Annotated in this window: 12 protein-coding genes; 3 read left to right on the plus strand and 9 right to left on the minus strand. The window is 70.7% G+C overall.

The genetic code is table 11. The annotated features are described in order from the left end of the window. Nucleotides 1–6: 6 nt before the first annotated feature. Genes BM252_RS14790 through BM252_RS30160 form a run of 3 tightly spaced genes read right to left on the minus strand, consistent with a single transcriptional unit; the run spans nucleotide 7 to nucleotide 2421 of the window. Nucleotides 7–930 carry a YihY/virulence factor BrkB family protein gene (locus BM252_RS14790; RefSeq protein WP_174900542.1) on the minus strand — a complete coding sequence of 308 codons (924 nt, stop codon included), beginning with the start codon at nucleotides 928–930 and terminating at the stop codon, nucleotides 7–9. A 22-nt stretch (nucleotides 931–952) separates the two neighbouring features. After that, on the minus strand, nucleotides 953–1990 hold the full coding sequence (locus BM252_RS14795; protein ID WP_093388435.1) for an OmpA family protein: 1038 nt from the start codon (nucleotides 1988–1990) through the stop codon (nucleotides 953–955). Next, a complete protein-coding gene (locus BM252_RS30160; protein WP_174900538.1) occupies nucleotides 1987–2421 on the minus strand; it encodes a hypothetical protein in 435 nt (144 codons plus the stop codon). The genes BM252_RS14795 and BM252_RS30160 overlap by 4 nt, the downstream gene beginning before the upstream one ends. Here BM252_RS30160 and BM252_RS14800 point away from each other — a divergent pair. From BM252_RS14800 to BM252_RS14810, 3 genes are all read left to right on the plus strand, one after another. Next, the gene (locus tag BM252_RS14800; protein WP_313872696.1) at nucleotides 2416–3054 is read left to right on the plus strand and encodes a winged helix-turn-helix domain-containing protein; all 639 of its coding nucleotides are present in this window, start codon (nucleotides 2416–2418) and stop codon (nucleotides 3052–3054) included. The two genes, BM252_RS30160 and BM252_RS14800, sit on opposite strands and share 6 nt — an antisense overlap. Before the next feature lie 199 nt (nucleotides 3055–3253). Beyond that, a complete protein-coding gene (locus BM252_RS14805; protein WP_093388512.1) occupies nucleotides 3254–4135 on the plus strand; it encodes a M90 family metallopeptidase in 882 nt (293 codons plus the stop codon). A 129-nt stretch (nucleotides 4136–4264) separates the two neighbouring features. Continuing rightward, nucleotides 4265–5560, plus strand: coding sequence for an ATP-binding protein (locus BM252_RS14810; RefSeq protein ID WP_093388436.1), 1296 nt, complete (start codon nucleotides 4265–4267; stop codon nucleotides 5558–5560). Between the two features lie 77 nt (nucleotides 5561–5637). On the opposite strand, the gene BM252_RS14815 is transcribed toward BM252_RS14810, so the two are convergent. From BM252_RS14815 to BM252_RS14840, 6 genes are read right to left on the minus strand one after another with little or no spacing between them, the layout of a single operon-like run. Then, on the minus strand, nucleotides 5638–6168 hold the full coding sequence (locus tag BM252_RS14815) for a response regulator (protein WP_093388437.1): 531 nt from the start codon (nucleotides 6166–6168) through the stop codon (nucleotides 5638–5640). Then, a complete protein-coding gene (gene nosR / locus BM252_RS14820) occupies nucleotides 6165–7520 on the minus strand; it encodes a response regulator c-di-GMP phosphodiesterase, NosR family (RefSeq protein ID WP_093388438.1) in 1356 nt (451 codons plus the stop codon). Before nosR ends, BM252_RS14815 begins: the two co-directional genes overlap by 4 nt. Continuing rightward, a complete protein-coding gene (locus tag BM252_RS14825) occupies nucleotides 7517–8989 on the minus strand; it encodes an ATP-binding protein (RefSeq protein ID WP_093388439.1) in 1473 nt (490 codons plus the stop codon). The genes nosR and BM252_RS14825 overlap by 4 nt, the downstream gene beginning before the upstream one ends. Before the next feature lie 13 nt (nucleotides 8990–9002). Then, a complete protein-coding gene (locus BM252_RS14830; RefSeq protein WP_093388440.1) occupies nucleotides 9003–9848 on the minus strand; it encodes an HDOD domain-containing protein in 846 nt (281 codons plus the stop codon). Beyond that, on the minus strand, nucleotides 9845–10186 hold the full coding sequence (locus BM252_RS14835; RefSeq protein WP_093388441.1) for a hypothetical protein: 342 nt from the start codon (nucleotides 10184–10186) through the stop codon (nucleotides 9845–9847). The genes BM252_RS14830 and BM252_RS14835 overlap by 4 nt, the downstream gene beginning before the upstream one ends. Then, nucleotides 10183–12726: an EAL domain-containing protein gene (locus BM252_RS14840; protein ID WP_093388442.1), complete on the minus strand. Its 2544-nt coding sequence runs from the start codon at nucleotides 12724–12726 to the stop codon at nucleotides 10183–10185. Before BM252_RS14840 ends, BM252_RS14835 begins: the two co-directional genes overlap by 4 nt. Between the last annotated feature and the right edge of the window lie 224 nt (nucleotides 12727–12950).

The following is a 12950-nucleotide window of genomic DNA, read 5'->3' on the forward strand; positions in this document are numbered from 1 at the left end:
CAACGCCTAGAGTTTTCCCGGCGGCGCCCGTGGCGGCCCCGGCGGACGGGGCCGCAGACTACCCATTTGCAAGGCGTACTGGCGGGCGAACTCGGCGCCGAGGAAGAAGATCTGCGCCGAATAGTAGACCCACATCAACAGCGCGGCCAGCGAGCCGGCCGCGCCGAAGCTGTCGCCGACGCCGCTGTTGCCGATGTAGGCGCCGATCGCGTTTTTGCCCAGCGTGAACAGCAGCGCCGTGCCGAAGGCGCCCACCAGCACGTCGCGCCAGGACAGGCGGGCGCGCGGCAGCCATTTGAAGATGGCGGCGAACAGGGCGGTGATGACGGCGAAGCCGAGCAGGCCGTTGAGCAGGGCCAGCAGCGGGGCGGCGTCGCGCCAGATGCCGTTGGCGTAGTGTTCGAGCAGCGTCAACAGGGCGCTGACCACCAGCGACACCATCAGCAGGAAGGCCAGCACCAGCACCATGCCGAAGGACAGCAGGCGGGTGCGCAGCAATTCCCACAGGCCGCCGTGCTTGGGCGGGGCGACTTGCCAGATCAGGTCCAGGCTTTCCTTGAGTTCGGCGAACACGCTGGTGGCGCCGAGCAGCAGCAGGGCGCCGGCCAGCAGCGCGGCCAGGCGGCCCTGCTCGCGGTCGTGGGCGCCGGCCAGCACCAGTTGCACCGCCTGGGCGCCCTGGTTGCCGAGCAGGCCGCGCAGTTGCAGGAACAACTCGCCGCGCGCCGCCTGCTCGCCGTAGAAGAAGCCGGCCACGCCGAGCACCAGCAGCAGCATCGGCGCCAGCGAGAACAGGGTGTAGAAGGCCAGCGCGGCGCCCTTGCTGGCGGCGTGGTGGGCCAGCCAGTCGCGCAGCGTGGCGCGCGCCACCGTCAGCAGCGTGGCGGGCGGCGGCGCCGTGGCCGGCGGCGGGGCGGGGTGTGCTTCCATCATGGCGGCCGCGCCGGCGCCGTTACGGCACGCGGCGTTCGATGGTGATCTGCTCGACCTCGACGCGGCGGTTCGGCTCCAGGCAGGCGATCAGCTCGACGCGCTTCTTGTTGCTACAGCTCGCCACGGGGTTCTGCGTGCCCTTGCCGACGGCGTTCAGGCGCGGCGCCGCGACCCCCTTGCCGACCAGGTAGGCCTTGACGGCGTCGGCGCGCTGCTGCGACAGCTTCTGGTTGTGCTTGGCCGCGCCGAGGCGGTCGGTGTAGCCGCTGATGGTGACCCGGTCGACACCGGCGTTGGCGTTGAGCAGGCTGGCGATCTCGTCGAGCTTGTCCTGGCGCGGCGCCAGGGCGGCGCTGTCGAAGCCGAACAGCTCGGTGGCCGACAGGGTCACCTTCTCGAAGCGGGCCGGCGCGGGCGGCGGCGGCAACGGTGCCGGCGGCGGCGCCGGCGGCGTCTCGACGCGCGGCGGCGCGGCCGGCGGCGGTGGCGGCGCCGGCTTGTCGAAGGCGTAGTTCAGGCCGACCGTCAGGTAGTAGTTGTTGCTTTTGCTGTTGGGGAAGTCCCGGCCACGGAGGAAGCCGTGCACCGTGCGCAGGTCGGCCTGCAGCGACCACTGCTCGCTCAGCGAGGACTGGACGCCGACGCCGGCGCTCAGGTAGGGCGAGGTGCGGCTGCGTTCGCCGATGCCGTTCAACTGCGCCTTGTCGCGCTCGGCGCCGACGCCGAGCAGGACGAAGGGACGCAAGGTCTTGCGCGAGAACAGGTAGAGGGCGTCGACGCCCAGCGTGTTCTGCCGGTAGCGCTCGCCGTTCGCGCGCGAGCGGGCGTAGGTGGTGCCCATCTGCAGGTCCCAGGCGTCGGCCACCGGCTTGCCGAACTTCAGGCCGAGGCCGTAGCCGCGCTGGTCGACGCCGAAGTCGGCGTCCGGCTTCATCGCGTTCAGGCTCGGTTGGACATACCAGGAGGGGTTGATGTCGGCGTCGGCGGCGTGGGCGGCGCCGGCGCAAAGGACGGCGGCGGCGAGGGCCAGGCGGTGGAAGGGGGGGGCGAGTTTCACAAATAGGCTCCGGTGGTGGATGGTGGCGCGGCTGGCCGGGCGGCAAGCGGACGCTTGTCCCTGCGTTGCAGCCGAGAATAGGCAGCTTGCCGCGGCGGGTCGGTGCGCTGCCGCACGTAGCTTTGCGGCGTGTCAAATCCGCCACGGATGGCCGGCTTATTTCGCCGCCGCGTCGGCGCGGCGGGAACCCCGGCGCCGCGGCGGCATCCAAAGTACAGGGAGGCGGCGCCCGGCGCCGTCAGTTTCCCCGGGCAACCGAAGGCAGTATTCCCTGCGGATCGATGTGTTGATTGCGTTTTATGTTCGTTGACGCACAGACCGGTGTGGCCGGAAATGGCAATCTTGTGGCAGATGTAGAGAACGTCGCTGGCGCCATCGCCCCGCCCCAGTCCGTTATCCCGGCAATTGTTATAAGGAGTGTTCAAATGCATGCAATCAGACAAACTCGTCCGGCCGTCGACGCCGGCACGGCGGCGCGGCCAGAGCATCGCGATGGCGCCTCCCGCCAGCATGGCAAGCTGGCGCTGGTCGAGCGTCCGGCGCTGCAGCCGCTGCAACGCGCGCCGCTGTCGATGGCGCCGATCGAGCGGGTGCGCTCGACCTCGGCGACGCTGCGGCGCATCGAGAACATGCAGAAGTTGATCGGCGAGCTGTCGATGCACGAGATGTTGGCCGACGAGATCGCCTGGTTCCTGAAGTTTTCGCCGTCCGGCGCGCGCAAGTACATCCGCGACCTGCGCGAGGCCGGCGTGATCGAGCTGGCCCGCTACATCGAGGGCACCGCCACCTATCTGGGCAAGGCGGTCTACCAGCTGACGCCGGACCCGGACCGGGTGCGCGCCTTCCTGGCCGCCATCGTCCAGCCCAAGCGCGAGGGCGCGCCGCCGCGCAAGGAGCGCCCCGGCCTGCGCGAGCAGCACATGGCCGGCAGCGGCCGCCACTTCCACATCCTGGCCGACGACACCCACTATGCGATCCGCGTCAACCGCGCGCCGGTGATGCGCGACCCGCTGGTGGCGGCCCTGTTCGGCATGGCGCCGTCGCAACAGAAGGAGCAGTCCTAGCCGCCGGGCCGCCAACCGGGCCGCCAACCGGACCGCAAACCGGACCGCACACAGCGCCGGCCGCGCCAGGCGCCGCCGGCCGATTTGCGTCGGCGGGCAATCGGTGCTTGAATTGTCGGCAAGTTCCCCCACTTGCGGTGGACTGGCCGGGCGCGTGCGCGCCGTCGGCCCCACCCACGCCACCGGACGGACCCGCCGCATGCCAGAGCAACTCATCTTGATCGCCTTGTCGGCGCTGGCCGTCCTCCTGCCCGTGCTCTGGCCGCGCTGGCGCCTGCGCCGCGTGTTGGCGCGGCCGCTGCCGCCGGCCGCGCTGGAGATCCTGCGCCGCAACGTGCCGGTGGTCGGCCGCATGGCGCCCGAGCTGCAGGCCCAGCTGCACCGGCTGGTCGTCCAATTCCTCCATCAAAAGAAGTTCATCGGCTGCGCCGGCCTCGAGCTCAGCGACGAGATGGCCGTCACCATCGCCGCCCAGGCCTGCCTGCTGCTGCTCAACCGGCCCAGCAAGGTGTATCCGGCCCTGCACACCATCCTGTTGTATCCGGGCGAGTTCGTCGCCAAGCGCGACCAGGTCGGCCCGGGCGGCGTGGTCACGCCGGGCCGCAGCAGCATGCTCGGCGAGTCCTGGGACGACGGCCGCGTGGTGCTGGCCTGGGACGCCGTGCGGCGCGGCACGGCCGACTGGAGCGACGGCCAGAACGTGGTGCTGCACGAGTTCGCCCACCAGCTCGACAGCGAGTCCGGCCGCGCCAACGGCGCGCCCTACCTGGGCAGTCCGGACAGCTACCGCAACTGGTCCGAGGTGTTGCAGCGCGACTACCAGCACCTGCGCTTCCACGCCATGCACCGCCAGCGCACGGTGATCGACCACTACGGCGCCACCAACCCGGCCGAGTTCTTCGCCGTCGCCACCGAGACCTTCTTCGAAAAACCCTGGCAGATGGCCGAGCACCACGCCGAGCTGTTCGCCGAGTTCGCCCAGTACTACCGGGTCGACCCGCGCCAATGGCAGGCCGCGCCGCCGCCGGAGCAGGCGGACACTGCGCCGGCGGCGCCACACAGCCACGCGGCGGGGTGGTGAATTGTATGTTGGCGCGGCGGAATTGAGGCATAATCGGAGCTAGTCGCGTTGCCTGCATGCATGTTCGCCGCACCCACCGCGCCCCGGCTCCAGGTTGGAGCGGTAGCGTAGCGAAGCGAGAACAGCGCCATGCAATTCGAGGAATTCGAGTTTTTTTCATCGCCGTCGCCGGCCGCCGCCAGCGTGCCGGCCGAGGCCGCCTCGCCGCTGGTGCGGCTGCAATACCTGGTCGACAACACCCCGGCCATCATCTACAGCACGGTGCCCAGCGGCGACTTCAAGATGACCTTCGTCAGCAACAACGCGCTGCACCTGCTCGGCTACCGGCCGGAGGACATGGTGGCCGACCCCAACTTCTGGTTCGACCACATCCACCCGGACGACGCGCCGGCCATCTTCTCCAGCCTGGCGCTGGTGTTTACCGAGGGCCAGCGCGCCTACGAGTACCGCTTCCGCACCGCCGACGGCTCCTACCTGTGGATGCACGACAGCCTGCGCCTGGTGCGCGACGAGCAGGGCGCGCCGCTCGAGGTGATCGGCGCGCTGACCGACATCACCAGCCGCAAGAAGATGGAGGAGGCGCTGCAGGCCAAGGGCGAGGAGCAGCAACTGCTGATCGGCAAGCTCAGCGAGGCGCACGACCAGCTGCTGCAGTCGGAGAAGATGGCCTCGATCGGCCAGCTGGCGGCCGGCATCGCCCACGAGATCAACAACCCGGTGGGCTTCGTCAACTCCAACATGGGCTCGCTGCAAAACTATGTCGGCACCCTGTTCGGCGTGCTGGCGCAGTACGAGCAGGCCGCCGCCGCCCATCCGGCGCTGGCGCCGCAGCTGGCGGCGCTGCGCCAGCGCGCCGACCTGGACTTCCTCAAGGAGGACGTGACCGACCTGGTGCGCGAGTCGATGGACGGGCTCAAGCGGGTCAAGGACATCGTCCAGGCGCTGAAGGACTTTTCCCACGTCGGCGAGACCGAGTGGCAGATCGCCGACCTGCACCAGGGCCTGGACAGCACGCTGAACATCGTCAGCAACGAGCTCAAGTACAAGGCCAGCATCGAGAAGCACTACGGCGTGCTGCCGCCGATCAAGTGCCTGGCCTCGCAGCTGAACCAGGTGTTCATGAACCTCTTGGTCAACGCCGGCCACGCCATCAAGGAGCGCGGCACGATCAGCATCAGCACCGGCGCCGCCGACGGCTGGGTTTGGGTGGAGGTGGCCGACACCGGCGGCGGCATCGCGCCCGAGCACCTGAACCGCATCTTCGAGCCCTTCTTCACCACCAAGCCGGTGGGCAGCGGCACCGGGCTGGGCCTGTCGCTGTCCTACGGCATCGTCAACAAGCACGGCGGCAAGATCGAGGTGGTCTCCGAGCTGGGCAAGGGCACCCGCTTCACCGTGCGCCTGCCGCAGACGCCGCCCGGTTGAGAAAACCCGCAGGCAAAAAACCTAGGGTCAGACCCGAGGGTCTGACCCTTGTTTCCGGCGCCGGCGGGCGCCCGCCGTCACAGGATGATCGAGCCGTCCGGCGCCCGGCGCACGTGCAGGATGCCGGGCTCCTCGGCCTCCAGGCGGCGCGCCTCGGCCTCCTGCGGGCTCAGGCCGGCGGCCGCCTCGGCCTCGCGGCGCTGCCGCTCGGCCCGTTCGGCCAGCAGCTCGAGGCGGCGCGCCATGGCCTGGCGCAGCGCCTGCTCCAGCTCGGCCGCCTGCCAGGGCTTGGGGATGAAGCGCAGCACCTCGGCCTCGTTGATCGCGCTCATCGCCGTGCTGAACTCGGTCGAGCCGCTCAGCATCAGGCGCACCGTGTCCGGCGCCACGTCCTTGAGCGCCTGCAGCAGCGCGCCGCCGCTCAGCTGCGGCATCATGAAATCGGACAGCACGATGTCGTACTCGCCGACGCAGACCCGCTCGAGCGCCGTGAAGGGGTTGTCGCAGAGCTCGATCTGCAGGGTGGCCTCGTCGAAGTCGAGGCGCAGGCTGCGCCGCAGCGCCGCCAGGATGGCCGGCTCGTCGTCGACCAGCAGGATGCGCATCATGCCGGCCCCTTCGGGTTGCGCACCCAGATCGCCAGCCGGCCCTCGCTCTTCGACTCGAAGTCCTGCACCTGCTGGATCATGCGGGCGTCGAGCACGTGCTCGCCGGTGAGCAGCATCAGGCCGTCGCGGCTGATCAGGTCGCGCGCCAGCACCATGCCCGGCACCAGCTCGCCGGACAGCACCTCGACCCCGCCCGGGCCCTCGTCGGCGCCGCCGTCGACGATCTGGCGGAAGGCCGCCACCACGTGCGGGTCGTAGCGCTTGCCGCTGGCGTCGAGGATCAGCGACTTGGCCTCCTCCGGGCGCAGGTGGCGCTGCACCATGGCGCCCTGCTGCAGGTTGTAGTAGTCGGTGGCCAGCGCCAGCACGCGGGCGCCGATCGGGATGGCCAGGCCGGCCAGGCCGTCGGGGAAGCCGTTGCCGTCGAAGCGCTCGAGCTGGGCGCGCAGGATGGTGGCGCTGGCGCGCAGGTCCTGCAGCGGCATCAGCAACTGCTCGGCGCGCACCGGGTGCTTGCGGTACAGGCCCAGCTTGTCGCCGGCCAGCAGCGTCAGCGGCGTCGCCAGCATCTCGTCGGAGAAGCCGATCTTGCCCATGTCGTGCAGCAGGGCGGCGACGAAGATCTCCTGCACCTCGCGCGCCTCGAGGCCGAGCTTGACGGCGATCTTGCGCGCCAGGTCGGCCACCAGCCGGGTGTGGCCGGACAGGTTGGTGTTGCGCAGCTCGATCAGGTTGGAGAAGATCTTGATGGTGGTGATGAAGTTGCTCTTGAGTTTTTCGTTGGCCGCCACGGCCGCCTCGTGCAGGGTGCGCAGCTGGCGCGTGCGCGCCTCGACCTTGGCCTCGAGGCCGGCGTTGAGCGCCTTCAGCTCGGCGTTCTGGCGCGCCGTCAGCGCCTCCAGGCGCCGCTTGTCCTGCTCGAGCGCGCGCCGTTCCAGCGCGTGGCGCACCACCAGCAGGATGTCGTTGTCGTCCCAGGGCTTGGTGATGTAGCGGTAGATCTCGCCGCAGTTGATGGCGTCGAGGATGGACTGGATGTCGGAGTAGCCGGTCAGCAGCAGGCGCACGGTGTCGGGCCAGTGGGCGCGCACCTCGGCCAGGAAGCGGGCGCCGTCCATCTCCGGCATGCGCATGTCGGAGATCACCAGGTCGACCGGCTGCTGGCGCAGCAGCTCGAGGCCGGCGGCGCCGCCCTCGGCGGTGAGCACGCGGTAGCCCTTGGCGCGGAACAGCCGGCGCAGCGCCGACAGGATGTTGGGCTCGTCGTCGACGCACAGCAGGGTCGGCGGCGGCGCCGCGTCCGGGCTGTCCGGCGCGCCGGCGGCCGCAAGCGAAGGGGCGGTCTCGCTCATGCGCCGGCCTCCTGCTCGGGCACGCTGTGGCGCACCGGCAGCACGACGCGGAAGCGGGTGCCACGGCCGAGCTCGGTGTCGACCTCGATGCGGCCGGCGTGCTTTTGCACGATGCCGTAGGCCAGCGACAGGCCAAGGCCGGTGCCCTTGCCGACCGCCTTGGTGGTGAAGAAGGGGTCGAAGATGCGCTTCAGCGCCTCCGGCGCGATGCCGCTGCCGTTGTCCTCGACCTCGAGCCAGACCTGCTCGGCGTCGAGCACGCCGGTGCGCACGGCGATGCGGCCGCGCTCGGGGCCGGCGATGGCGTGGGCGGCGTTGACCACCAGGTTCATCACCACCTGGTTGATCTGCAGCGGCAGGCATTCGATGTCGGGGATGTCGCCGTATTGCTTGACCACCTCGGCCTTGTACTTGACCTCGTTGGCGACGATGTTGAGGGTCGAGTCGATGCCCTGGTGCAGGTCGGCCCAGGCCCACTCCTGGTTGGCGTCGACCCGCGAGAAGTCCTTCAGGTCCTGCACGATGTGGCGCACCCGCACGATGCCCTCCTTGGACTCGCTCATCAGGGCCGGGATGTCCTCGCGCAGGAAGCCCAGGTCGATGTCCTCGCGCATGGCGCGCAGGCGCGCCGCCATGTCCGGGTCGGCCACGCTGGCCTCGGCCTGCTGGTAGACGTCGAGCATGTCGAACAACTGCGCCAGGTAGGTCTGCAGGGTGCCGAAGTTGGAGAAGATGTAGCCGATCGGGTTGTTGATCTCGTGCGCCACGCCGGCCGCCAGTTGGCCGATCGAGGCCAGCTTCTCGGACTGCACCAGCTGCTGCTGGGCCATCGACAGCTGGTCGTTGAGCTCGGTGAGCTCGATGTTGCGGCGGCGCAGTTCGGCGTCGGCCAGCTGGCGCGCCCGGATGTCGTCCTCGAGCCGCTCGTTGACCTCGGCCAGCTGGGCGGTGCGCTTCTCGACGACGTGCTCGAGGTTGTCGTGGGCGCGGCGCAGGGCGTTCTCGGCGACGCGCCGCTCGGTCACGTCGAGCAGGGTCTCGATGGCGCCGACCAGGCGGCCGCCATGGTCGCGCAGCGGGGCGGCGGTGAAGTGCAGCCAGTGGCCGCTCTTGCCGATGTTGGGGAAGAAGTCCTCGGCCTCGAAGGCGTCGGGGATCAGGCTCGAGTTGTCGTACTTGCCCTCGTAGTAGCGGTCGAACTCGACCTGCTCGCCGGAGATGACCAGGTCGGCCAGCAGCGGCCGCGCCTTCGGATAGAAGGCCTGCCAGTGGTTGCTGGTGCCGACCATGGCGCCCTTGCTCCAGCCGAGCAGCTGCTCGCAGGCGCGGTTCCAGTGGGTGATGACGTGCTTGGTGTCGATGGCGAAGGTGGCCACCGGGTGGCCGTCGAAGAACTCGGACAGGGCGATGGCGCCGGACTGGCGCTCGCTGTCGTCGTCCGGCGGGGCGGGCTTGAACTGGGCGGTCATGGTGGTGGTTTTCTCAATTGACCAGGATCTGGCACATGTCGTGGAATTGTTGCTCGGCCTCGGCGAACAGCGCGTTGGCCGCCGCCTGGTCGAGCGCCAGCGCGGCCCAGGCCGGCGCCGCCAGCGGCGGCACCTGGTCGTCCTCCTGGCCGGCCAGGTCGAGGGCGTGGGCCAGCACGTTGGCCAGGTAGACGGTCAGCGCCAGCGAGGCGCTGGCGTCGGCGCCGTCGTGGTGGGCGGCGACGGCCTGTTGTATCTTCTGCGGGAACTTCCAGCGCGCCGCCAGCGCGCTGCCGACCATGGCGTGGTCGAAGCCGAACACGGCCAGCTCGGCGGCGCCGGCCGAGCAGTCGTGCCGGCGCCGCCAGTCCTCGACCGCCTGGTAGTCGGCCGGGAAGCGGGTCGCCAGCACCAGCGTGCCCAGGTCGTGCAGCAGGCCGGCGGTGAAGGCCGTCTCCGGGTTCTGGCCGAGGCGGGGCGCCAACAGGCGGGCGCAGACGGCGGTGCCGACCGAGTGGCGCCAGAAGCCGGGGAAGTCGAAGCGCATGCCCGGCCCGGGGGCGAAGCTGGCCGTCACCGAGCAGGCGGTGACGAGGGTGCGGATGCTGTGGAAGCCGAGCACCGCGATGGCCTGGCCGATGCTGGTGACCTTGGCCGACATGCCGTAGAACGAGGAGTTGGCCAGGCGCAGCGTCTTGGCGGTGAGCGACTGGTCGAGGGTGATCTTGGCGGCCAGGGCGTGGGTGTCGATGTCGTCCTGCTCCATGCTCGAGAGCAGCTCGACGACCACCGCCGGCAGCGAGGGCAGGTGCTGGATCTGTTTGACCACGCTGTCGAGGTCGAGCAGGAAGTCGCTCATGGCGCCTCCCCCAGGCGGTAGGCGGTGAGCAGGCGCAGCAGCTCGGCGCCGCCGTCGGCCCCGGCCCCGGCCTCGGCGCCGCCGCCGTGGTGGCGGAACAGCCGGGCCAGGCGCTCGACGTCGTGCTGGCGCTGGCGCGCCAGCGCGGCCGGGTCGGGCGCCGCCGCCGCCTCGAGCACGCAGCAGTGTTCGACGCCGCGGCGGCGCAGCGAGGCCAGCGTCGCCTCGCTCAGCGTGGCGCCGGACGGCAGCAGCACGGCGCCGTGGCCGTCGAGCAGGGCCTCGGCCAGCACCATGCCGGCGGCGGCGGCGTCGAGCTCGACGCGGCGCCCGCTCACGGCGCCACCCCGCAGCGGCTCAGGGTGATCAGGCTGCCGCGCGAGGCCGAGCTTTCGCCCATCGGGTAGACGACGACGGCGTAGCACTGGCCGTCGATCTCGGCGCGGTGGCTGTGGCCGGCGCCGTCGGGCGCCGCGCCGCCGGCCGGGAACAGCTGCGGCAGCACGCAGCTGGCCTCGTTGCCGAGCAGCGCGCCGCCGCCGTGGAACAGGGCGCCGGCGGCGCCGTTGATGAAGGCGATCATGCCGTCGTCGTCCATGCCGATGACCGGCAGCGGCAGGTGCTGCAACAGCTCGCGGGCGATGCTCAGGCTGATCTCGTCGCGGTGGATCTGCTGCTGCTTCTGCTTGAGCAGCTCCTCCATGCGGCGGTTGGTCGAGGCCAGCTCGTGGTTGGCGGTGCGCACCTCGAGGTTGAGGCGCTCGTTGTCGTCGGCGATCTCCTTCATGCGGAAGGCCTCGGCGATGTGGCCGCGCAGCAGCTCGTCCTCCCACGGCTTGGTGAGGAACTTGTAGATCGCCCCCTCGTTGACGGCGTCGGTGACCGACTGCAGCTCGGTGTAGCCCGACAGCATGATGCGGATCGTCTCCGGGTACAGCAGCTTGGCCTTGCGCAGGAAGTCGGCGCCGATCATGCCGGGCATGCGCTGGTCGGAGACGATCACGTCGACGGCGTGCTGGGCCAGCAGGTCGAGCCCCTCCTGGCCGCTGTTGGCGGTGTAGATCTGGTAGTCGTCGCGGCGCAGCAGGCGCTTGAGCGCGGCGACGATGTTCTGCTCGTCGTCGACCAGCAGCAGGCTGCGCTTTTGCTTTTGGATGCGCAGCAGGTGCGGCGGCAGGCGGCGCGGCTCGGCCAGCAGGGCGTCGAGCTGCTCGCGCGGCAGCGGCGCGGCGAACAGGTAGCCCTGGATCTGGTCGCACATGTTGCGGCGCAGGAAGTCGCACTGCGCCTCCGTCTCGACCCCCTCGGCGACCACCTTGATGCCCAGGTTGTGCGCCATCGAGATGATGGTCTTCGACAGGGCGGCGTCGCCGGCGTCGGTGGCGACGTCGCGGATGAAGGAGCGGTCGATCTTCAGGGCGTCGAAGGGGAAGCGCTTGAGGTTGCTCAGCGACGAGCTGCCGGTGCCGAAGTCGTCCAGCGTCAGGCCGACGCCGAGGGCGCGCAGCCGCTCCAGGCAGGCGCTGCCGGCGGCGGCGTCGCGCAGCAGCGCCGCCTCGGTGATCTCCAGGGTCAGCGCGCCGGCGCCCAGGCCGTGCCCGGCCAGCGCGGCGGCGACGGCGTCGACCAGGCCGCGGTCGTGGAACTGGCGCGGCGAGATGTTGATGGCCACCGGGATGGCGCGCTGGCCGGCGTCGCGCCAGGCGCGCAGGTCGCGGCAGGCGCGCCGCAGCACCCACTGGCCGATCGCCTCGGTCAGGCCGGCCGCCTCGGCGACGGGGATGAAGCGGTCGGCCGCCAGCAGGCCCTGCTGCGGGTGCTGCCAGCGCACCAGCGCCTCCAGGCTGCACAGGTCGCCGGTCTGCAGGTCGGCCAGCGGCTGGTACAGCAGTTGCAGCTCGTCGCCGGCGACGGCCAGGCGCAGCGCCGCCTCCATGCCGATGCGTTCGAGCGTGCGCTGGTTCATTTCGGCCGAGAAGAACAGGCACTGGCCGCCGCCCTCGGCGCGGGCGCGCGACAGCGCCAGGTCGGCGTAGCGGGTCAGCGTGGCGCCGTCGGCGCCGTCCTGCGGGTAGAGCGCGACGCCGATGCTGGCGCTGGCGTGCAGCTGCTGCTGCTCGAAGGCGAGCGGCGGCGCCAGCGCGGCGAAGATGGCCTGGCAGCGCGGCGCCACGTCGGCGCCGCCGGCCAGCCGGCCGAGGATGGCCAGGAAGGCGTTGTCGCCCAGCCGGGCGACGGTGTCGTGCTCGCCCATGCACAGCTGCAGGCGGGCGGCGACGGCCGCCAGCAGGGCGTCGCCGGCGGCGCGGCCGAGGCTCTCGTTGACCAGCGCGTAGTTGTCGACGCCAATGCACAGCAGGGCCATGGCGCCGCCGTGCGCGGCCGTCTGCGCCATCGCCCGCTCCAGGCGTTGCTGGAACAGGGCGCGGTTGGGCAGGCCGGTCAGCTCGTCGTGGCTGGCCTGGAAGGCCAGCCGCTGCTCCTTCTCCTTGAGCGCGGTGACGTCGCTGAGGAAGCCGAGGTAGTGGCTGGTGCGGCCGTCCGCGCCGGGCACCGGCGAGACCAGCAGCTCGTTCCAGCACGGTGTGCCGTCCCTGCGCTGGTGGCGCAGCACCACGTTGGCGGCCTGGCCTTGCGGCAGCGCGGCGCGCAGGGCGGCGTCGCCGGCGGCCAGGCAGTCGGCGTAGTGGCGTCCCAGCAGGGCCGCCTGGTCGAGCTCGAGCAATTGGCAGGCGCGTTCGTTGGCGCGCGCGATGCGGCCGTCCAGGTCGAGGCAGAGCAGGCCGACCGGGGCCTGGTCGAACGACAACTGCAGGCGCGCTGCGGCGGCCAGGTCGATGCCGGCGGGCGGGGTGGCTTGCGTAGCGTCGAGGTCCATCAGGCTTTCCTATCACAATGAAAGCTGGCCGTGGCGCCGTCCCGGGCGGGCGGCGCATTGATTATACGGCCAAGCCCGCGCCCGCCGTCAACGCCGGGGGAACTATTTTCATGCGCGCCCTGTTGCGCGCCGGCGCAACAATTTGACGCAGCCGTGATTCTTTTCGGTACGATAGTTGCTACAATAAAAAATCGTCGGCAGGCTCGCGAGCGTGGAGAGGGAGG

It is taken from the genome of Rugamonas rubra, from assembly GCF_900114705.1.
Taxonomy (GTDB): Bacteria; Pseudomonadota; Gammaproteobacteria; order Burkholderiales; family Burkholderiaceae_D; genus Rugamonas; species Rugamonas rubra.